Origin of the sequence: Coleofasciculus chthonoplastes PCC 7420 (assembly GCF_000155555.1) — a bacterium.
GTDB lineage: Bacteria > Cyanobacteriota > Cyanobacteriia > Cyanobacteriales > Coleofasciculaceae > Coleofasciculus > Coleofasciculus chthonoplastes_A.
The window spans coordinates 30880-51421 of the sequence record NZ_DS989860.1 but is presented as its reverse complement, the minus strand read 5'-3'; the positions used below and the strand labels follow the sequence as shown (position 1 = coordinate 51421).

Here is a 20542-nt window from a genome sequence, read left to right as displayed (position 1 = left end):
CGATCGCACAGAGAAAAGAGTTCAAAAATTCCCATAGAAGTTTTGGATAAAAGACTCCAACAATTCTTTCACCTCAACCACGCCACTGACCAAACGGTCATAATCTGCGGCACTCAGCAATTCCAACTCATAACACAGCAGCAGATAATACTCCACCTCAATCGCCGCATCCCGCGCCAACCGCAGGAAGCTGAGTCTGTCCTCCGCCTCTTCGCGATCGCACCCCTGAGCAATTTTAATCGGAATCGCTGCACAAGCTAAACGAATCTGTTGAGTTAACCCCAGTAATTCCTCTTCCGGAAACCCTTTAGTCACCTGATAAACCTCAACGGTTAACTCGTGGGCTTTGTTCCATTCTTTCAACTTACGAAAATCCGTCATCCTTCAAATTCTCCTTTGCTAATCAATTGGCTAAATTGTTCATCATTCATAGCGAAAAAAACCATGAACAATGAACAATGAACAATCAACAATTAACCCATTTACGGCACCTGTAACCCCACCAATTTATCCTCTGGGATATAACTGCGGAACATGCCATTATCAGCAGAAACCATCACCAACTGCAGCAGATAATCCGGTTCAACCTGCAAATCTGCCCAGGGTACAGCGACCTCTAAACATTGCTTAAGCGCAACTTGGGCGCGACTGGTACGGGGATGCCATTGATAATAGTCTGCGGCTTCTTCTAACCAAGTCGAACCGGTTAACAAATTAATCCCTAAGTGGTGGTGAAACAAATAGTTCACCGGGGCAGTATCGGGAACCTCCGCTAAAGGTACTGGACTATTGTTAACCGTTCGATTCGGATAAAACCATAATAAATGCAATTCCGGAGGAATATCCTGACCAATTTGAATTCCTGCCTGAAAATCCAATCGCAGGTAAAAATTAAGGTGATCCAAACCATACCATAACCGCTGAATCAGACTACTGCGGTGCATCGTTCCCCGTGCGCCACCTACTTCGATGCGACCCGCTTTATCCCAATCTTGCTCATCGCCAAAGCCATCAATTACTGGATGAATAAAACTCAGGGGTCGGTGATCGCCTTTCGATTCGTAGGTGTCTAGAGGTTGCTTAAGACTAGCCGGAATCGGTTCATTTAATGCCTCATAAATCCCACTCAAATGTTCCCGAAATAACTGGTCAAAAATAGCATCTTGGTTGGATGAATGACCCTCACCAAACCACCAGAACCAATCTGATCCTTCTGCTGCATATAAGGCTTCCCAGACTTCCGGATTGTTGTCTGGTGTAGCTTCGGGATGATTTGCTAAGGTTTGCCGTGCTTGGGTGAGTAAATCCCACGCCCGATTTTTAACCGGATCACCAATCCAAGTGCTAAAACTACCATCTACCCATGATCCACTATGGAGTCGATCTGCGGGAAGTGTTGCTGTAGGAGGAAACTGATCCAAAAATTCCGACACCGTGACCAATTTTATCTGCGGATGCGCCGAGAGTTTTTCATACAACGAGGAGAGGAAAGGAATCCCGTCTTTTTGATAAAATTCCCAGCAGTTCTCCCCATCCAAGGCAATCGTTACTAGCCACGGTTGATCTAATCCAGTCCCTCCCTCTTGCTGTCGGCGTTGGATGGAACGGGAAATCGCTTCTAAGTGGCTAACAAAATCCGTTGACGCCTGCTTGGGTTCCATTGACCCGTAGGAAAAGCCAATTAAATCCGATAAGCGGTGATCGCGAAACACAATAGCCAAGTTCCCCTGCGGTGTCTCTAAGCGATAGGGGCGATACAGCAATGTGGGTTCCATCAGGGTTCCGGTTTCATCCCGGTGGAAAAAGTGCTGCACTGTCCACCCCAATACTGCTTCATCGGAACAAATCCACTTAAATCCCGCCTCAGCGATATAGGGTAGAATTTTCGGACTCACCGACTGTTCTGAGGGCCACAAGCCGCGTGGTGTCCGTCCAAATCGTTCTTCATACATCTGCCATGCTTTTTGCAGATGACGGGGAATATCTTCTTCCCACTGGAAACGCTGTTGCGGTAATGTCATATCCGGAAGCGCCACTTGCCCGGAATGAGTATCGGCGAGTAAGGGTAAAATCGGGTGAGTATAGGGCGTTGTGGTCACTTCTAGCTGACCCGCTTCTTGCATCTTACGATGTTGAGGAATAATCCGCTTGAGGATATCTCGTTGTTTAGAATAAATGCGTTGGCGATCGCTTAATGTAAAGTTTCGTCCTTTTTCCAACCAAGCGGCAATTTCTGGGTCATCCCAGAATATTGGGTCAATCCACGCCAAATTATGCCATGCTAGTAAATCGCTGAAATCCTGATGCGTCCAATGATCTGCACACCAAGTTTTCCCCTTTTCTTGCCGCATCTCGTATAACTCAGCATATCGAGGATGGGGATCAATCAGGGTGCGGTGATTAGCATCGAAAAAATGCTCAACGATAAACTGTCGTTGATCCGGCTTGAGTTGGTCAGTCGGCGTCAGGGCTAACTCCAGATAGGGGTCAAAGGCTGTCCCCGCCATGTAATCTTCCAACTGCAAAATCAGCGACGGCACCAAGTTGACCGTTTGGTGTAACTTCGGATAGCGCTCTAACAATAGCACTAAATCCAAATAATCTTTTGTCCCATGCAGCCGCGCCCAAGGGAGGCGATACCGCCCATTTGACCCGGACACGCTGTTGCGACTTTTATAGAGGGGTTGATGCTGATGCCAGATAAAGGCGACGTATAATGGATGACTCATCGTTAATAGTAAACGTTAAGGGTCTAGAGTTTAGGTGTGAAGAGGGGGTTCTCTCACTTTATAACTCTTAACCCTTAACGCCAAACTAAAAACGCAGAATAACTATATTACTTGTTCAACTTCCACGATTTCCGGGATAAATTCCCGTAAGCGGCGCTCAATCCCCATTTTCAGGGTCATGGCAGAACTGGGACAAGACCCACAAGCACCTTGTAGCCGCAGTTTCACAATCGGACCGTCGATTTCCACTAAATCAACGTTACCGCCATCCGCCATCAGGTAAGGACGCAATTCATCGAGGACGGCTTCGACGTTTTCCGAGGTTAATGCTAAGGGGGGAGATAGTGTTTGAGTCATAATTCACCGAGTTTGACAGCACAACTAAGTCAATCCTAGCGTTCTTTGAGCATTTTGAATGATTGTCATGCTATAGCCCAAGGCAGAAGGCAAAAGAGTCCTTACTGGTACCTTCTCGTTTCAGCCGTTAAGAAAGTTCTAACCCGCTATACCTTGGACTTGAATAAAATTTGGTGTATGAACCAATAATTTGTCGGACTTATCGGGATTGTCAGGATTATCGGGGTGGTAGGGGCGAGTCGCTGCATATCTTAGGTGGTGTGAGAATTAATCTATCTCGACTCGCCCTTTTCTAAAGATACGCGGTGTCCGATAATGACTGATAAGCCGTCATGCCTTTAAATTGGGTATTAGTAGCGAGCAAGATGCTTAGTAGCGAGCAAGATGCTTAGTAGCGAGCAAGATGCTTAGTAGCGAGCAAGATGCTTAGTAGCGAGCAAGATGCTTAGTAGCGAGCAAGATGCTCGCACTACGACAAGCACTACGACAAGGATTTCGTCATTATTGACATTAAGGTTTAAATGCCGAACAGTTTACCTGATGCAGGGCGACCCGATAAAATTAAGGGTTGGGCGATATTAATTGTGTGCGGCGGGTCGCCCCTACAATCTATCCTGGAACTACCTCTGACACAAAAAACAGCAAAATCCAACACTTCCTGTCGGCGTTCCTTAGACAAGCGATTTACGATCGCCGCCACTTGTTCTGCTACTGATAGCCAGGTTTTAGTCTTGGCTTTCCATACCACAATAAATTGCTCAGGTGACAGTGTACATAATGCGATGGATTCACCATCCGGATTGGTAAATTATACCTCATAAGCCTTATCGGAGTAACATTCTACAATCGCCCCTTGCATACCAGAGTAAAGATTGTGTTCAGGCAAATTTACCAGTAACTTAATTCCATCAAATAACTCTGGTTCAATCATGGGCTTTTCCTCACGTAAAGAAATAAGTACCTTAATCTCAAGAGTTAGCAGGATGAGTATAGGAGAATCACAATGGGAGGTATACCTAATACAAATAGATACAACCAGTAATCTATAACCATTAATTTTAACCTTACATAAATTCCAACAATCCAGGTAATGTTAAAATTTTTTCTATACTGTACCCGGAAAAGCGCATAATCTTCCTGTTCATGATTATCCGGACACTCTCTAATTAGTTCCTCATACTTGTTTGATATTTCGTATAATTTTTTGGGAAATTCAGGATCGCTAGATTCACACTGTTTTAAATATTCAAACTCTCTATATAAACTTGACAGAGTTACAGCATTGTTGTAAAGGCGCTCTGCTCTTACTTGGTAATTTTTTGAACCTTCTAATAAACTCAGTACTAATATAAAAATAGATAAAATTATCGAAACGGCTGTATATATTTCATTTATCCTTGGGCATTCCGAATAATCAACAATACCTTGGATAATTGGGATTGATATACCGTAGATGGAAAGTATAGAAATGCTGGTAATTGAAAATTGATACTTATTGTTTAACCTACGTGCCGCATTGAAACGAGATCCCTTAGTGATCCAAATTCTGTCATCTAGCGATTTCGCATAAGCGTCTATATCATCTTTGTTACTCATCAATCTATCAATTAATTCTGTAATTGAAAAAGGCGAGCCACCTATTGATTCATCCAAAGCCAATCCTCCCACAAAGCTTTTAGCTGTAGGAGGTCAAAGCACCCAAAAGGGCAGGTTGATTACAGCCACTCCTAAGTGCAACCTTAGGAGGTCATCCCAATAGGGAAGAGGTGACTCGCTTTTCCATCCTAGCATTATCTCTCACGATAGATGAGCATCATCTTCTTCTAGCTCTGACAGGTTCCTTCTCTTAACACGCTCAAAAATATCGTTGATGTCCTCCTCAGAATATGGTTTGTCAGGATCGAGTTCTCCCAGCTGACTAAGAAACTCCCTTTTTTGGTTCACATTTTGATAGCTATTGTAGTTATGGATATATCCGCCTTGATGATTGTGTTTAGCTTCATAAAATGTTCTGGATAATTTCTTTAAGTTAGGAGGTGGTACTTTATCAAAGTCATCCAACCTATTAAAGAAACTAGCAATAATTTTATCAAGCTTGTAAAAAACAGAAATGTCATTAACAGCAATAAAGTAAAATACCCAACCATAACGTCTTTTTTCACTGATGGCTCCCGTTATTTTTTCGTTTAAGTCCATCATAAATATATTTTTTAGTTTATCTATGTCGTTATTATATTTATTTATTTTTCTTTGTCTTGTATATATATATCTGCTGAATTTTGCGGCAACAGAATGAATAAATCGTTCGACGGTGGCTATCCTAACTGTAACCTTAGGCAGTTCAAAGCGATATCCGAGATACTCAAATCTTTTATCCCCTGTCGCTGTATCTGTTTTATCTTCATTGAGCTTAAGATCCAAGCTATTAATTTTTTCTTTAAGTAAATTTTCAGCATTATTTACTTGAGAGTTATCCGTGAAAACTATTATGTCATCTACATAGCGAAAATAATCATAACCGCTACTATCCATCTCTTTCATCTCTTTCATCTCTTGATCTAATTCAGCCAAATAAATCGAGGCTAGTATGTTTGAGATGGATAATCCTTGCGGCACTCCCTTGCCTTCTATATATTTGCCTTTATCTTTTTTTCTATAGTTTTGAGGAACAGCGGGCGTTTCTATAGCTCTTTGAATGAGTTTTATGATTTTTATAGATGGGATTCTCTCCTCTAATTTACAAATTAGCTTCTCTCTATTGATTGAGCCATAGAAATTTTTGATGTCAGTACGAAATATTGCTACTTCAGAATGCTTTTTATTATTTAAAACTTTTATAATTTCAACTATATAGGTATTGGCGAGTTGACGGTGGACACATTCCGGAAATACCTTAAACAAAAGTTCTTTTAAGATATATAAAACAATTCGATCGCGTACAGTGGGAATGGCTATAACTCTTGGCGGCTTACCCCTTCCCTTAGATTTTAATAATTCTAAGTAAGGCGAAAATTTATAAGTTCCGCTTAAACACTTATCATGAATGACCTGAATCTGAGACTGAGCTTGTTTTTCAAATTGTGAGCCATTTATTCGATCAATGCCTTTAGTTGTGTTATATTTGAATTTTTCTTCATATATTTTATTCAATGAATCGATTTCACACAATGAAGTTAGGATTTGTTCTGGAGTCTGAGAAGTATTAGTCATGGAACAATAGGACTATATTTCATCTAAGTGACATCTGGTACTTTCGCCAAGGCTTCCCGCACTACTTCAGAACCTACACCCGGAATACAAGACTTTTCGGTTAAATGTCGCTTCCAAGCACGACTTCCAGGTTGTCCAGAAAATAATTGCAGGATATGACGGGTAATTTTATTCAGCTTCAATCCTTTAGCTACCCAATGATCAATATAATCCAACATTCCTTCCGCAACCTGATGGCGAGTGGGGGGTATACATTCCTCTTCAAATATCTGACAATCAGCTTGAGCAAACAGGTAGGGATTATCATAAGCGGCGCGTCCAATCATTACCGCATCGACAAATTTTAACTGTTCCTGTACCTGTTCTAAACTGGTAAATCCGCCGTTAATCTCAATAAATAACTGGGGAAATTCTTGCTTGAGGCGATGCACATCACTATACCGTAAAGGGGGAACCGTGCGATTTTCCTTGGGACTTAATCCCTGTAACCACGCCTTCCGCGCATGGACACTAAAATGCTGACATCCGGCTTCTGAGACAATACGGACAAAGTTTGCCATATCCTCATAGCGATCGCACTCATCTATGCCAATCCGATGCTTGACGGTAACTGGTATTGTAACCGCCTTAATCATCGCTTCCACCCCCCGCGCCACTCGTTCCGGTTGCGCCATCAGACAAGCACCAAAGTTGCCATTTTGCACGCGATCGCTCGGACATCCTACATTAAGATTAATCTGGTCATACCCCATCCCTTCAGCAATTCGGGCGCATTCGGCGAGTTCTAGGGGATTATCTCCACCCACTTGCAGCACTAAGGGTTTCTCTTCGGCGGAAAAACCCAACAGGCGATCGCGATCGCCATGTATAATTGCTGCACTGGTCACCATCTCGGTATAAAGGAGAGTGCGACGGGTAATCTGGCGCATAAAATACCGAAAATGGCGATCCGTGCGATCCATCATCGGCGCGATACTTAAGGGATACGTTACCGGGATGGTGTGAGGTTGAGGTAGAACGACGGTATTGGAACTGACCATTGGCGTGTAGAATTTGTCTGGATGCGATCGCGGTTTGTATCAGATCCAGACTAACAACTCAGGGACTTCCCAAACATATAGCAGACAAGCCACTTGACTAACGATTGTTAGACTTCACCCAATTCCTTTTCCGTGGATGGCTCAAGTTCCTGTCTCCTCTGAGTCAGTACCTGCTTCATATTGTCGCCGGATCAACCGCTGTATGGCAATGATCGCGGGATTGACTTCCACATAGCGACGCTGGGGATTTGCCAGATAGGTTTGCTGCTCACTTTCCATCATTTCAATATCTTGATTGAGAAATCGCATAAATACAAACCGTTCCAGTATGGTAGACAAGAGGGGGTCGAATAGCTTACGGAACCATTGGGGTAGGGGAATCTTGAAAAAGAATAGGGCAAAGGAACGACTTTCCGTTAGTCCGATGGGGAGGCGCATCAGGTAGAGGTTGGAGACGCCTTCGAGGGAACTGTAATAGTGGGGATAGCGATACTGTACCGATATCGTGCGGCGAGTCACTTGATCCGCGCGATCGCTCAACCCTAACCATTGAGCCATACGCCCTTTATAGGAGACATCGTACTCCGCACAGACAGTATTTTCCGTTTCCTGCAACCGCTTGAGAACTGGATCAAACCATCCTTGCAGGTTTTGGTGCAAAAATCCATGAAAAACATCCATGGTATTTTCATTACAAATCGAGAAATGAGACTTCATCCTGGCACTCACGGGAACCATAAACCAGTCCGGATGGTCAAATTCTGGCATATCTGGCAGTTGACAGGTTGTTGCTAGGGCTGGATCTCCAGGAAAGATCCAGATCAGCTTGTATTTTTCCTGAATCGGGTAAGTACGGACTTGAGCGCAGGGTAGTTTCTGTTCCGGGGGAAAGTAGGGAATGCCTACACATTTTCCTGCACCGTCAAACTGCCAGCCGTGATAGGGACAGGCTAAATACTCATCCTGAACAATGCCTTTGTGCAGTTCCACACCTTTGTGAGGACAAGCATTTTCTAAAGCATGGAGTTGACCGGTGGGAGTTCGGTAAACGGCGATGGATTGTTGCCAAATCTTGACAGGTAAGATTTGACCGGGTTTGATTTGATTTGCCCAAGCCACTGAATACCAGTAGTTGGGGTTAATCCCTACTTCTCTAATCGCGTTTTGAACGTTTTGGCTAGTTAGCGTTGTCGTCAGTTCCATATCGGAGCCTCTGTTGTCGATTTATTTGACAATATGTAGCCTGGAATTTTTTATGAGTCAATCGATTGTCTTATGTCTTATGTCTTATGTCATTCGTCCTTCGTCTACCCTGTCCCTTTGCTCTCTGCTATAGTTGTCAAAATCTTTAGGTATTTTAAGTTATGTTACGTGATCCTCGGCTGTTAGTGCTGCTAGTCGCCGGCTCTCTCACCACCATGGCGGGGGGAGTGGTGGCGCCAATTTTGCCAGAGATGATCCAGCAACTTAACCTTGATCCGGCATTAGCAGGGAATTTGGTCAGCCTGCATTGTCTAACCATTGCCCTATTTAGTCCACCATTAGGAATTGTGGCAGATCGGATCGGTCACTTGCGGGTGCTGATTCCGTCATTAATTCTCTACGCCTTATTTGGCACAGCCGGTGCCTTCATGCACTCACTAATGCCGTTGTTAGTCGTGCGGGGACTATTAGGTGCCGCCAGTGGCGGAATTGCGGCGGCGAGTTTGGGCATCTTGGGAAATATGTATGAAGGCGAAGCGCGATCGCAGGCGTTGGGATACGCAACCAGTACCCTAACTATTATGGGCATTGCTTTCCCCCTACTTGGGGGTTGGGTGGGTTCATTTCACTGGCAATGGGCATTTGGTCTGTATGGCATAGGACTACCTATGGCAATCTTAGCCGCACGGTTCTTACCGGAAAAATCCTCCCCAAAAACCAAGGCAGACGCTAAAGATGCTGGAAGTAAACTGCGCCAGGTTTTAGGACGCCCCTACACCCTACGCCTCTTATGCACACTCAGTTTGGTATCCATTGCGATGTATGCGGTGGTCATTTATGCTCCGCAATATCTCAAACAAACCATTGACGCCACAAGCGTGGTTAATGGAATTGTTTTAGCATCACGGGCAATAGGCGCAGCCATTATATCAGCATTTGGCGCGAAAAGGCTTGCCCAGCGCTGGGGACGACCTACGACTGTTGCGATCGGGTTAGGTCTGATGGCGTTAACTTTAAGTACGATTCCCATCCTGCACCAACTGGGTTGGATTTTGGTGACGGCTGTATTCTTTGGTATGGGATTTGGTTTGGTACTCCCCACCCTTTACGGCACTCTGGCGAATCTAGCTCCCCCAGACCTGAAATCCAGTGTACTAGCGGCTGGGACAGGCGCGGGGTTTTTGGGACAGTTTATATCTCCGATCCTGTTAGGACCCGTGTTAGCGTTCTGCGGTTTAGAGTGGGTGTTCTATGCGGCGGCTATTGTGGCACTATTGGCAGGATTGTTGCTATTTGCTCATCAGCAATAGGTCATTGGTCTGGGAACAGGGAACACCTCGGCTTCGCTCGGTGTGTAACAGGGAACAGGAAACAGGGCATTTCACTCTTATCGTTTTGTTCTCACCGCTTCTAAAAACCTAGACAAACCTACCCATCAGTAATTCTGCCTTGGTATAAGTCCACGGTGTAACTTTTGGTCGATAACCGTTAACGCTTGCGCTTGGCTGATACCCGGCATTGTTGCTCGATATCAGCCTTAACCAACGGCTCCCAGTTAGAGACGCTATAGTAATCGTGTCTACGATTGACTACAGGGCATCGACCAATAAAATTATTAAATTGATATAGAGCGCTCCATACGTGCTTTCTCGGATTCACTCCGAGATAGGCGGACACAGAGCGCGGCAATCTCTCACTTAAGTTCATGCCTCTTCTGGCAATTGCTAGGGCAGCTGCCACATCAGATGATAGTCCATACATCCGACTATATTTAACACAGCCTATCAAACTCGTGTAAGCTGGATTGCACAACTTTATAGTTATTCCTCGGTTGGATAAAATCGATGACAAAATCTGATAAAAACGACTGTATGCCCAGGCAGAAAGCATTCTAGCATATTTTTTCCCACGCTCTCTTAATTGAGCTTTCTTGGTGGAAAAATCCAAGCTTTCGCACAGAACGGGGCAGGCAAAATTCCTGGCTAAAGCTGCCAATTTCAAACAAACATCGACAAGTTGAGCATCTTGTTTACCTTTGGGTAAACCCGTCTGAAAAGGAATAGTTCCCTGAGCTTTTAAATTTCCTTGACCATCAACATAAGCCCAACCGATAGAACTAGGATTTAGATCGATACCCAGGGCACCATACTGAATCTCTCTACTAACCTTCTCCACCGCGGCGGGCGTGAATTGAACAGAGACAACCCAACGATTATCCTTTCTATAGAAGTGCCATGTTTTCGCACCACTATTGGGTAATCTATTAATCTGACGGGAGAAGCTGCCAATTTTTGATGTGACATATTTCCCAAATTTGGCTTCCAGACAATCGGGAACTCTCAACACCTCGGCTTCGCTCGGTGTTGACGCTGAGCGAAGTCGAAGCGTCAATTTGAGCGTATCTCCAGACCATTGACAAGTTTGATTCCCATAACTTTCATCCTTTGAACCAACAATAAATACTGACCCTCTGGATACCTTTACTCTAATTTTCGCCGATTTCAAATGTTTAATTTGATTTTGAAGTCGGTAGATATATCGCTTTTTCTGATGCCGACCTTGACGCAGATGATGCCAGTTAGTTTTTCTTGTCTTGAGGTTTGACGACAAGGGAAAATTGCAGCCATTTTTGGAGGATTGCCAGTTCTTTTTTCCATAGAACTTCCGAGCTAAATTAATTTTCTTTGTGGCTTTGGCTACCCAATCTTTCGCTGACTTAACTCGTGATTCTAATTGCTTTATCTGGCGCTTTCTACATTCTTTGGCTGAGGAGGTTTTTCCTCTGGCTAATGCAATTACTCCGTTAGCATAACGCTTACTGAGTCCGTATTTCTCTTGCATAAGACTATTCCAACTGGATTGATTGAATTTTATTTCTTTATTTAATAAATGGTTAACTGTTTCAACTGTTGCTTGATAGAATATATCAGACAATGACGTTAAAAACATCTCCAATTCGGTGAAACCGATGGGGTTAAGTTCATCGGCGGGAGTTGGCAAGCCCTTGCAATAAGTTATCGTTGTCATAGCTTTTTAGCTACCTCCCTCAGTTCATCCACTATTTTTTTGTGCTTATGGCTTCGACTTCCATACAGTCCTTTCTTTTTGTAGTTCATGCCACTACCGAGATCTTGAATAATCTCAAATTCCCATCCCTGTTTGGCACAGTAGCTTTCCAATACTAAAACCTGTCTATTTAGATCGTCTTTTTGGTCATGACTAGATACTCTAGCATAACCAACGGTTAATGCGTTACCCGATTTATTACCAATTAAGTCAGCAATATCGTATCGACGATGACCACCAGCCGTCCGAGAAGCTCGTATGAGAGCCGTTGAGTTCCCATCGGTGCAACGTGCAAGACCGTCACACCTAGTAGAGTAGCTGCTTCTTGGGGGGTTAAACTAGACATTGCCTAATTATATCATAGAAAATGTCCAGTTATGTCAATAATTGTCTAGATATTTACGGACTGTTAGTTAACCCTGATATAACTAAACCAGCCCCAACGCTAAGTTGCTGCTTTACTTTCCCTTTAAACTATCTACCAATTCTTAAAGATTTGAGTAATCTAGACGTGAACATCTATCTTCCTGGTTAAAAATTGGATACGATTACATAAACACAGGAATCATAAACATTTCAGGGACAAAAATCATCTGAGTTTAATCTCGTTAGAGTTAATTATTCCTTAGATTTTGTCCACCTAATTATCTACCTTATCTTTATCCAATTCAGACCAGGACTTGCCCTTAGAGGTGTATCGTGCATCAATCCCAAATTTATTTCTCAGAAACCTAAACTGTTCCTTTCAATGGATTGAAAGATATACCTAAAATGATGTTCATTGATGTTGTTTCTAATCCTACCGCAGGTATTGAGTTTAACTCCTTTCAAAAGGGTAATAATTACTTAAACCGTATTCGTCTTTTTATTCTTGCCAAGAAAATCGGCAAGATGAAGACAAGTGATATTCAGGCTCAATCTCAAATTTCAATTTTCCAGGATATTGATTTTACCGAGACTATTCACTCACTGAAACACAACGGAATTTATCAAAACCTTAACCTTCCTGAACCGATTATCCAAGAAATCCGAGACTTGGCACTGACAAATACTTGCCATGAACCCAATAATCCTCAATTCAGTTTTAATGTCTCCGAAAAAGAAGAAGTGATGAGGCAGACTGGAAAACTATTAGTTCGGGGAATTTACAACAAAACTATAGTATCATGTCCAGCAATCAAGAAATTAGAAACTGACTCAACATTATTAGCAATTGCTGCTACATACCTCAACGCCGAACCAATTCACCAAGACACTCAGCTTTGGTGGAGTTTTGCCGTAGAGTCAACTCTGTATGAGCGACGTCAAGAGGCTCAGAGGTTTTATCAAGCCACGAATAACCCCCGTAGCTTGACCTTTTACTTTTATCTAACCGATGTGGATTTGTGCAGTAATCCTCACGTTTGTGTACTGGAGAGTCACCGGAAGAAAAAACTTGCTTCTCGGTTTTTGTACAAAGACCATTCACTCCGAGAAATTAGCCAGTATTATGGTTATCCTAATATAACCTCTATTTGCGGTAAAGCAGGTTTTGGATTTGTAGAAGATGGCCGTTGCTTTCGCAAAAAAAGCTCTCCCAGCAGTAGCGATCGCTTAACCTTGGAACTCAAATTTACCGCTAAACCTCGTTCGATTTAAGTTTAGAGTTTTTCCGAAAGTCGGGGCGATTCCTGACTCAATTCGCCAGACATTAACTCTCGAAACTGATGCAAAACCCGATCCAAACCCACAGAACGTGAAGCTTTGAACAGTAAGCGATCGCCTGGTTGCACAAATTCGGTTAAATGCTGTACCAAAGCGTCGTCCTCGGCAAAACCTTCGCTAGGTAATGCCGAAATTCCCCGAGTAATCGCTTCGGCTTCCCTATCCTTAAGGGTAATGAATACCGCATCTAATTGAAGTTGCTGGGCTTTCTGTCCAACTTGCTGGTGCAGTTGTTCCGAATGGTCTCCTAATTCCTTCATTGATCCCAAAATAGCAATGTGTCGCTTACCCGGCGTCTGGGCGAGGAGGTGTAACGCCGCGATCATGGCTTCAAATCCAGCATTATAGGTTTCATCGAGAATCACGATATCATTAGGCAACTCATAGCGTTGCGATCGCCCCCCAGACATCTGAACCGATAATCCTTTCCTCAAGGGTGTCCAATCAATCTGGAGATGTTTCGCCACGGCTAGGGCGGCTAAATAGTTGAGGGCATTATGTTCCCCCGGTAAGGGTAAGGGAAATGTGATACCATCCACCATTAGCCTAAACAAGTCAATGAGTTTCCCCTGAACATCACCCCCGTTTAAGCCAAACGTCAATGTTTCCCCTTGCCAAACCGTAGCCGCCGTATCCATTAAGCGTTGGTTATCATGATTAAGAATCGCCATGCTTGTATCCGGCATCTGCGCCAATAACTCACATTTTGCTTTGGCGATCGCATCCTCCGATCCTAAAAGTCCAATATGCGCCGTCCCCACATTCGTAATCACGCCAATCGTTGGACGGGCAATTTGGGTCAATAGGGCAATTTGCCCAGAACCCCGCATCGCCATTTCAATCACGGCATAATCATGATTAGAGTCTAATTCCAGCAATGTTTTTGGCACACCAATCTCATTATTGTAATTTGCCTGGGTTTTCAGGATATTGCCTTGAGTAGACAAAACCGCCGCGATTAATTCCTTCGTCGTCGTTTTTCCAGCAGAACCCGTAACCGCAATCACCGGAATATCAAACTGATCACGCCACCATCGAGCAAGTTGCTGATATGCCTGTAGAGTATCATCGACTTGAAGCTGGGGTATATCCTGAAGATGATACCCTTGGTCACGGTTAGCGATTACCGCGATCGCCCCTTTCTTAATCGCTACCTCAGCGTAGTCATGTCCATCAAAGGTTTCTCCCCGCAGCGCTAAAAATATTTGACCGGGTTCCAGGTTACGGGTATCAGTAGTAATACCATAGACCCCATTAACCGTCATCGGCACGGACAGATTAACCGGAGTAGCCGCGAGGACTTCGATGAATTGGGTTAACGAAAGCTGACAAGGCATAATTCCAGGATGGTGAATAGGTTATGGCTGGTTGTGGGGCTTCTCGCCGGATAAGCTAAATCGCGTTTTATTCTATATTCACTGAATCTTCACACTTTTGCGGCATTATTTTACAGTATGATCCATACTTAGTTTAGTATGCTTATATATAGAGATAATATAGTTTATTAGATTTAAGCAACTCTTGACCAAGCTCGTTTAAGCGGGGTAATTCATAAAATGGATCAGGGTTTTCGGTTGTTGAAATACAGGGCAAGTCAAATTTGAGCTTAGATCTGCCAAATTCCATTCAAATCAACCAGCCCACGACTTTTGCGCGTAGGGGGGTAAACTGAAGTGAATACTAGTACTTGGACAGACTCTGACATCAGACAAACTAGCTCACAAGAGCAGCAACTGTACGACCATATCCTGTATTGCGTACAGGTAGAATCTCCGACGCAGACGCTTGAACGCTTCAAACAGCTATTCATGGACGGCTCTCGATATCCAGAGCCGGAAATCTGGATGGTCTTGGAAAAGCTGGCAATGGATAAGCAGGCTGAGCAAGAGTTCAAGTTCATCCTGAATCGTTGCTGTCACATTCTGATTAATAGCTGGCAAATACAACCGCAACACCAAAGCGCCATCCCTGAGTTGGTCGCATTACTGGATAATATTCCACCCACAACCGGGGTTTACTCTCGCGGTTCTAGGCGTCTGCGACATCTGCTACAGCTTTTCAAAGAAACCGACCAATATCTTACCCTACATCGCTTATCTCAGGTGGTCGGTGAAACATCCACCAGTTCTACAGAAGTCGGACCCCTCATTCAGCGATACCCCTATCTGTACGAACACTGTTTGCTGAGTGAAGACAGCAGTTATGAACATCAACAAACCGTCCGGCAAATTCAATCCCGGCTTCAGCAGCGCTTCGAGCTAGATTTGTCAAAGTACGTGACTTATCAGGTGCGATGCGCCCAAATGAAACGTCAGGACTCGAAAGACGCTTCGACTAAAATTATCCAACCTGTCAAAAATCCCACCCTTCTAACGGATCATGAGTTGGGGACTGCCCTAAAACAGTTTGTCGGCAAAGTCCAAGGCTCTCATACGTGCCGGGATCTGGCTCAAAGTTTCCTCACCCATAGTAGCCAGACTCCTTGCTACAAAGACTTTAAGGACGATTTGTATGAGTATCTGACAGCTTCCATTAATCCAGCCTACGGAAAACGGCAGTTTAATAGCCGATTGCATGAGCATCTGAAAAATACCTTACCTCAAAGTGATAATCAGAAGCCCAGCGAATTTCTGATTTTGCGAACCTGTAGCCAGTTATTAAATTTTCTGGTTGTTGAGAGTTCTCAGCGCCCTAAACATTTTGTTTTTGTCGATCTAATCACGAATTTAGGGGCAACGGTTACAACGGTGTTGCTACTTAAAATCGTGCTGCTGTGTCGTAAAGTTAAGCCCTATTTGGAAAAGCGATTTTCTATTTTGTTTAATCATTACGAGTCTTCCACGAGAGACGGTGTACCTTGGTTAATTAAGTCTCTGGAAAATTTGAATGTGGCTTTTAGTATTCATTTTGGTAGAGCTGACCTTTCCTGTCTGAGTCAAATTATGTAAATTGGTCATTGGTCATTGGTCATTGGTCATTCGTTAATTCAAAACCAGGTTCCCTTGGGCAAAGTCAAGTAGGGCGAGTTTAGTCACATCTGGGTGCAAAGGAAACGATAGTAGTGAAACTCGCCCCTACACACTCAACACTCAATTATCCGGCTGTTGTAGAGGCTCATTGCCTTTTCAACTCCTTCCTTTAGCGAGAGTTCTATGGCGTCAACGGCGAGTTGGATAACTTCGGTGATGATCTTAGATTCGTCAGGAGAGAATTTGCCCAAAACGTGACCGACGGTGTTCTTTTCTGGGTCAGACTTGCCAATTCCAATGCGTAGGCGGGGGAAACCTTGGGTTCCTAGATGCGCGATCGCGGATTTCATGCCGTTGTGTCCTCCCGCAGAACCTGACAGGCGTATACGTAGCCGCCCCACGGGTAAATCAAGCTCATCATAGACGATCAAAACGGATTCTGGGGGCATTTTATACCAATCTATCGCGGCACGAATCGCTTGCCCAGAACGATTCATGTAGGTTAGGGGTTTGAGTACACGTAGTTTGTCACCCGTTAAGCCACGTCCTTCTGCCAACAACGCTTGGAAGCGACGATTTTCGCTCCAAGAAATTTGCACCCGACGGGCTAGCTCATCGACGACTTCAAAACCAATGTTATGACGGGTTTTGTCATATTTGGGTTCGGGATTACCCAAACCTACAATTAGTTGAGGAATCACTAAACTGTCATTCGTCATTTGTCATTTGTTAGGGAACAGGGAACAGGGAACAGCTTATTCCTCCCCAGCTCCCAGACGTGCCATGGCACGTCTCTACACTGCTCCCCCTGTTCTCCTATCTCACTACTTCACTCAGGCAGGAGGAGACTGAAATAGGGATTCTAGGTAGACACGAGCGCAAGCCCGATAGGTCTGGGAGGCTTCGGCTGTCTTACCACTCCCATTTTGGAGCAAAAACAGCGATAGCGCTGCGGCAAACACCCGATCTTGATCCCAAGTGGGATGGGTTTCTAAGTAGCGTTTGAGGGACTCGTGTAGGTCTTCAGGGATTTCTGCCAAAATGCTGACGGTTGCGTTCATAGTTACCTCTCTATCGAATAGCGTGTTGGGACAAAAGCCACCTTGCTCGCTCTCTACATGTCTGTGGAAATCGGCTAATGTAGCTAAAACCTAGCGGCAAATAGACTTAGACACAGCACCCACTGCTCTTGTTGCTTTTGCTTGTCTCAAGTTTTTTTTATGGGTAGGTCGCACTATTCTCAACTGAGATGGGGTGGGGTTGTCAATGATACGAAATATTACAAGGTCACTCAAATCGCCAAAATGCTAACGATAGAATCAGCCTTTGAATCCGATTTTCGTTACACAAGTTTACACAAATTCAGTCTAGTATCGCCTCCATATCCTTGATGGGGAAAATCCCCAACATGAGGGGATAGGCTCGATCCCGCCGTTCATCCCTGTGGAAAACCTGATGTAATTTGTGGAAAACTTGGAAATTTCATGTGGAAACACTGGGGAATCTAGTGGGGAAAACTAGGTGAAAAGATAAGAATTGCAAATTGTTTGATCGGGGACGGATCAATACTACTCGGATCAGCTTTAGGGCGTCGATCCAGTCCCCACAGCATCATTTGGTAGAGACGCGCCATGGCGCGTCTCTACTGGCGGGTCTTGTTGCCCTTGCTTCCCCTGCTTCAGAGCACCTCTCTGGAATTTCCAGGGGTCAAGCCACAGAGTCAATGTTGAGGGAATGACCCAAAACCCGAAAAACCTGGCGTTGCTCAAATAACTCCACTAAGTCGCCGTTAATTTTATTTTTGGTGGCTTCTTGGCGAAGGATTTTCAGTGCTGTTTCCAGGGGTAGCCGCCGCTTGTAGGGGCGATCGCTGGCGGTGAGAGCGTCATAGATATCGGCAACGGTGAGCATTTGGGTTTGGATGGGAATTTCATCTTGCTTTAAGCCCCTGGGGTAACCACTACCATCTAGTTTCTCGTGATGCCCAAACGCAATTATCGGAACATTTTTGAGGTGCTTTGTCCAGGGAATGCGTTGGAGAAAATGGTAAGTGTGAGTAACATGCGACTCAATGCCCAGACGCTCTTCGGGGGTTAAATTCCCTTTTGGCACAAGCAATTGAACCATCTCAGCCTTGGTAATCAGGGGTTTGATTTGACCATCCACATCTCGATAGGTGTATTGGGACAGGGCGGTCAGTTGAGTTAATGTTTCCTCTGTAAATGCCTGAAAATCGCGAGTCAGCAGTACTTCTGGCTCATTGAGTTGTTGCACAAATTCCCGATAATGCTTGATTGTTTCAATGGCTTGAGCCAGTTGGGTATCAAGCTGTTCCAGTTTTTGGCAGTGAGAACAGCTCGAAGTGGAGGTGTTATTGTCATGGCGATGGTCAGGATGTTCGAGTAAATACTTGAACTTGTTGTGAGCGCATTCCATTTCCAGAGTGCGCTGCGCTAGGGCAAAGCGATGGAGAATCACCTCTAGCTGTGAGGGATAGAGTTTCTTGCGCTTGCCCAAAATGGCTTCTGGGACACCCACTTTGCCAAAGTCATGTAATAATGCCGCATAGCGAAGTTCTCGGATTTGGCGATCGTTCAAATACACGGAACTCAGAGAACCCTTGGTGATTGCCGATGTTTCTTCACAGAGTCGCACGGTGAGTTCTGCCACCCGTTCCGAGTGACCAGAGGTTGTCGGGTCGCGTGTCTCAATAATTTGCACAGAGGCTCTGACAAAGCCCTCAAACAGATTTTCGATACTTTCTTGAAGATGATGGCGTTCAATGGAAATCGCCGCCTGAGACGCCAGCGATCGCACAATCCGCTCTTCCCAGTCTGAATAGGGCTGGGTCACGTCCACAGCGTTTTTGGGTGTGAGCATGACATCAGGGCGGCGCTTGCGATTAATCAGTTGTAATACGCCAATAATTTCTCCGTCTGGTTTTTGCATCGGCAAAACTAATACCGAACAAGTCCGATAGGGCATGTTCGTGTCAAAACTGCGGTCAAGGGCGTAAGGCACATTGGCGGGCAATTGATACGCATCTGCCAACTTTAAACTTTCACCCGTTAGCGCGACGTACCCCGCCAAACTTTTACGGTTGAGAGGCATTACGAACTCGTTGAATGGCTTGTTGGGTAGCGAGTCATTCTGTGCCACCTTAAATAACAATTTCGGCTCCGCCTGAGTGTGATCGATCAGATACAGACTACCTGCATCACTAAACGTAATTTCCCTGCTTTTGGATAAAATTAGTCGGAGTAATTCCTCCAAATCATTACTACTTGAAAGGGCTGTACCAATTGCCAGTAACTGCTCTATCAGTTCTACCCTTTCAGAGGATTCTTGTAAAAACTCTTGATTCTCAAGGTTTGAGATATGGATTGGCGCTACTTTCATAAGTTTTTCCACAGATATAAAGGATCACATTTTAAGGGCTTTTCGTGATTTCAATTCCTTGACCCGCAAAGCATTGGATTACTCCTTTGATAGGGATAGATTCTTCTCTATTCAAATATTAAATTGAATGAAAGTATCAAAGATCTAGTATACCCACTAAATTTACCAAAGGAATCCGCCAAATATTGTATTTTTTTGATAAAGCGCCGCTTTGTTTTTCTCTGAATAAAGAAAAATTTACCTTGTTTCTGTATAGTGTCATTGGAGAATGGCATTATTTTTTAGGTGTATTTTAAATTAATTGATAAAAGATTCTGTCAAATTAAATTTGATTCTATTTTTAATTGTTTAGGCAACGATTAAACCTCAAATAATTAACCAGACAATAAACATAATGGATAAATATTATTATCTATTAAATGCTTATGTCGCTAACCTCCATAGCTAGGCTATGGGCGGGGTAGTTGATGGCTCCGCATACTCAGTCATCGGCATCAATAAAATGCCGCTTAATACCCTTATTCAATGGTTCTGGCAAAAACTCCGGACATTTAGGCAAAATTGTTAACCACCCTTGAGATTAAGTCCGGTTGAATACTTACACTTTGGTGGAAACAAGGCAGAAGGCAGAAGGAAATAATTACTGTTTAGGCGGACATGATATGGACAATCAACCCAAAAGAAAATCCCCTGGTCAGTGGTTAAACTGCCAGGGGTATCAAACTCCCAATGTATTTTTCGGTCTCAATCTAGAGCCTACTGGTTTCACCGACTAAATGAGATCCGTAAATTCTGGGATCTTTGTCCAAGTCCAGTTTGATAACTCCTTAATTTCCCGGATTCTGTTGGTTTCCCAAAATCGTTA

The 20542-nt window shown here is 44.1% G+C and carries 17 protein-coding genes and 2 pseudogenes; 4 read left to right on the top strand and 15 right to left on the bottom strand.

Annotated elements, in window-relative coordinates:
• Positions 1–21: 21 nt before the first annotated feature.
• The 8 genes and pseudogenes from MC7420_RS24400 to MC7420_RS24365 all read right to left on the bottom strand — a co-directional run bounded on the left by MC7420_RS24400 (position 22) and on the right by MC7420_RS24365 (position 8539).
• Positions 22–381 carry a four helix bundle protein gene (locus tag MC7420_RS24400; protein WP_006103848.1) on the bottom strand — a complete coding sequence of 120 codons (360 nt, stop codon included), beginning with the start codon at positions 379–381 and terminating at the stop codon, positions 22–24.
• 101 nt (positions 382–482) lie between these two features.
• Positions 483–2729, bottom strand: coding sequence for a glycoside hydrolase (locus MC7420_RS24395; protein WP_006103789.1), 2247 nt, complete (start codon positions 2727–2729; stop codon positions 483–485).
• Positions 2730–2831: 102 nt separating this feature from the next.
• Positions 2832–3086 carry a NifU family protein gene (locus tag MC7420_RS24390; RefSeq protein WP_006103882.1) on the bottom strand — a complete coding sequence of 85 codons (255 nt, stop codon included), beginning with the start codon at positions 3084–3086 and terminating at the stop codon, positions 2832–2834.
• A 643-nt stretch (positions 3087–3729) separates the two neighbouring features.
• Positions 3730–4017 (bottom strand): annotated as a pseudogene (locus MC7420_RS43915) (DUF4926 domain-containing protein); the annotation flags it as partial.
• A gap of 44 nt (positions 4018–4061) precedes the next feature.
• Entirely contained in the window at positions 4062–4745 is a 684-nt protein-coding gene (locus tag MC7420_RS24380) for an SLATT domain-containing protein (RefSeq protein ID WP_198016547.1), read from the bottom strand.
• Positions 4746–4883: 138 nt separating this feature from the next.
• The gene (locus tag MC7420_RS24375; protein WP_044209483.1) at positions 4884–6296 is read right to left on the bottom strand and encodes a reverse transcriptase domain-containing protein; all 1413 of its coding nucleotides are present in this window, start codon (positions 6294–6296) and stop codon (positions 4884–4886) included.
• 23 nt (positions 6297–6319) lie between these two features.
• Positions 6320–7336, bottom strand: coding sequence for a tRNA dihydrouridine(20/20a) synthase DusA (gene dusA, locus MC7420_RS24370; RefSeq protein ID WP_006103840.1), 1017 nt, complete (start codon positions 7334–7336; stop codon positions 6320–6322).
• Between the two features lie 141 nt (positions 7337–7477).
• Complete coding sequence (locus tag MC7420_RS24365; RefSeq protein WP_006103795.1) at positions 7478–8539, bottom strand: aromatic ring-hydroxylating dioxygenase subunit alpha; 1062 nt, start codon at positions 8537–8539, stop codon at positions 7478–7480.
• 161 nt (positions 8540–8700) lie between these two features.
• Between MC7420_RS24365 and MC7420_RS24360 the strand changes: the two genes are divergently transcribed.
• Complete coding sequence (locus tag MC7420_RS24360) at positions 8701–9849, top strand: MFS transporter (protein WP_006103832.1); 1149 nt, start codon at positions 8701–8703, stop codon at positions 9847–9849.
• A 178-nt stretch (positions 9850–10027) separates the two neighbouring features.
• Here MC7420_RS24360 and MC7420_RS24355 read toward each other — a convergent pair whose 3' ends face one another.
• Together MC7420_RS24355 and MC7420_RS42870 are read right to left on the bottom strand one after the other, a co-directional pair.
• Positions 10028–11566: an IS200/IS605 family element transposase accessory protein TnpB gene (locus MC7420_RS24355; protein ID WP_006103826.1), complete on the bottom strand. Its 1539-nt coding sequence runs from the start codon at positions 11564–11566 to the stop codon at positions 10028–10030.
• Positions 11567–11631: 65 nt separating this feature from the next.
• Positions 11632–11951, bottom strand: a pseudogene (locus tag MC7420_RS42870) (IS607 family transposase); the annotation flags it as partial.
• Positions 11952–12376: 425 nt separating this feature from the next.
• Between MC7420_RS42870 and MC7420_RS24345 the strand changes: the two are divergent.
• On the top strand, positions 12377–13243 hold the full coding sequence (locus MC7420_RS24345) for a hypothetical protein (protein WP_006103754.1): 867 nt from the start codon (positions 12377–12379) through the stop codon (positions 13241–13243).
• 2 nt (positions 13244–13245) lie between these two features.
• Here MC7420_RS24345 and MC7420_RS24340 read toward each other — a convergent pair whose 3' ends face one another.
• A complete protein-coding gene (locus MC7420_RS24340) occupies positions 13246–14646 on the bottom strand; it encodes a UDP-N-acetylmuramoyl-tripeptide--D-alanyl-D-alanine ligase (protein WP_006103844.1) in 1401 nt (466 codons plus the stop codon).
• A gap of 336 nt (positions 14647–14982) precedes the next feature.
• Here MC7420_RS24340 and MC7420_RS24335 point away from each other — a divergent pair, with 336 nt between their 5' ends.
• Entirely contained in the window at positions 14983–16257 is a 1275-nt protein-coding gene (locus MC7420_RS24335; RefSeq protein WP_044209480.1) for a hypothetical protein, read from the top strand.
• A 134-nt stretch (positions 16258–16391) separates the two neighbouring features.
• Here the strand turns inward: MC7420_RS24335 and pth are convergent, their stop codons facing one another.
• The 4 genes from pth to MC7420_RS24320 all read right to left on the bottom strand — a co-directional run bounded on the left by pth (position 16392) and on the right by MC7420_RS24320 (position 19677).
• Complete coding sequence (gene pth, locus MC7420_RS24330) at positions 16392–16997, bottom strand: aminoacyl-tRNA hydrolase (protein WP_006103778.1); 606 nt, start codon at positions 16995–16997, stop codon at positions 16392–16394.
• 114 nt (positions 16998–17111) lie between these two features.
• Entirely contained in the window at positions 17112–17339 is a 228-nt protein-coding gene (locus tag MC7420_RS24325) for a DUF2811 domain-containing protein (protein WP_044209477.1), read from the bottom strand.
• Positions 17340–17782: 443 nt separating this feature from the next.
• Complete coding sequence (locus MC7420_RS43500) at positions 17783–17911, bottom strand: hypothetical protein (protein WP_006103865.1); 129 nt, start codon at positions 17909–17911, stop codon at positions 17783–17785.
• A 74-nt stretch (positions 17912–17985) separates the two neighbouring features.
• On the bottom strand, positions 17986–19677 hold the full coding sequence (locus tag MC7420_RS24320; protein WP_006103801.1) for an HD family phosphohydrolase: 1692 nt from the start codon (positions 19675–19677) through the stop codon (positions 17986–17988).
• A 590-nt stretch (positions 19678–20267) separates the two neighbouring features.
• On the opposite strand from MC7420_RS24320, the gene MC7420_RS40335 reads away from it, so the two are divergent.
• Positions 20268–20453 carry a hypothetical protein gene (locus MC7420_RS40335; protein ID WP_157453309.1) on the top strand — a complete coding sequence of 62 codons (186 nt, stop codon included), beginning with the start codon at positions 20268–20270 and terminating at the stop codon, positions 20451–20453.
• Positions 20454–20542 lie beyond the last annotated feature (89 nt).

Excerpts from the sequence above, each read along its gene's own strand:
- MC7420_RS24400 (WP_006103848.1), bottom strand. The coding sequence starts at position 381 with ATGACGGATTTTCGTAAGTTGAAAGAATGGAACAAAGCCCACGAGTTA.
- MC7420_RS24395 (WP_006103789.1), bottom strand. The coding sequence starts at position 2,729 with ATGAGTCATCCATTATACGTCGCCTTTATCTGGCATCAGCATCAACCC.
- MC7420_RS24390 (WP_006103882.1), bottom strand. The coding sequence starts at position 3,086 with ATGACTCAAACACTATCTCCCCCCTTAGCATTAACCTCGGAAAACGTC.
- MC7420_RS24375 (WP_044209483.1), bottom strand. The coding sequence starts at position 6,296 with ATGACTAATACTTCTCAGACTCCAGAACAAATCCTAACTTCATTGTGT.
- dusA (WP_006103840.1), bottom strand. The coding sequence starts at position 7,336 with ATGGTCAGTTCCAATACCGTCGTTCTACCTCAACCTCACACCATCCCG.
- MC7420_RS24365 (WP_006103795.1), bottom strand. The coding sequence starts at position 8,539 with ATGGAACTGACGACAACGCTAACTAGCCAAAACGTTCAAAACGCGATT.
- MC7420_RS24360 (WP_006103832.1), top strand. The coding sequence starts at position 8,701 with ATGTTACGTGATCCTCGGCTGTTAGTGCTGCTAGTCGCCGGCTCTCTC.
- MC7420_RS24355 (WP_006103826.1), bottom strand. The coding sequence starts at position 11,566 with ATGACAACGATAACTTATTGCAAGGGCTTGCCAACTCCCGCCGATGAA.
- MC7420_RS24345 (WP_006103754.1), top strand. The coding sequence starts at position 12,377 with ATGATGTTCATTGATGTTGTTTCTAATCCTACCGCAGGTATTGAGTTT.
- MC7420_RS24340 (WP_006103844.1), bottom strand. The coding sequence starts at position 14,646 with ATGCCTTGTCAGCTTTCGTTAACCCAATTCATCGAAGTCCTCGCGGCT.
- pth (WP_006103778.1), bottom strand. The coding sequence starts at position 16,997 with ATGACGAATGACAGTTTAGTGATTCCTCAACTAATTGTAGGTTTGGGT.
- MC7420_RS24325 (WP_044209477.1), bottom strand. The coding sequence starts at position 17,339 with ATGAACGCAACCGTCAGCATTTTGGCAGAAATCCCTGAAGACCTACAC.
- MC7420_RS43500 (WP_006103865.1), bottom strand. The coding sequence starts at position 17,911 with ATGGCGCGTCTCTACCAAATGATGCTGTGGGGACTGGATCGACGCCCT.
- MC7420_RS24320 (WP_006103801.1), bottom strand. The coding sequence starts at position 19,677 with ATGAAAGTAGCGCCAATCCATATCTCAAACCTTGAGAATCAAGAGTTT.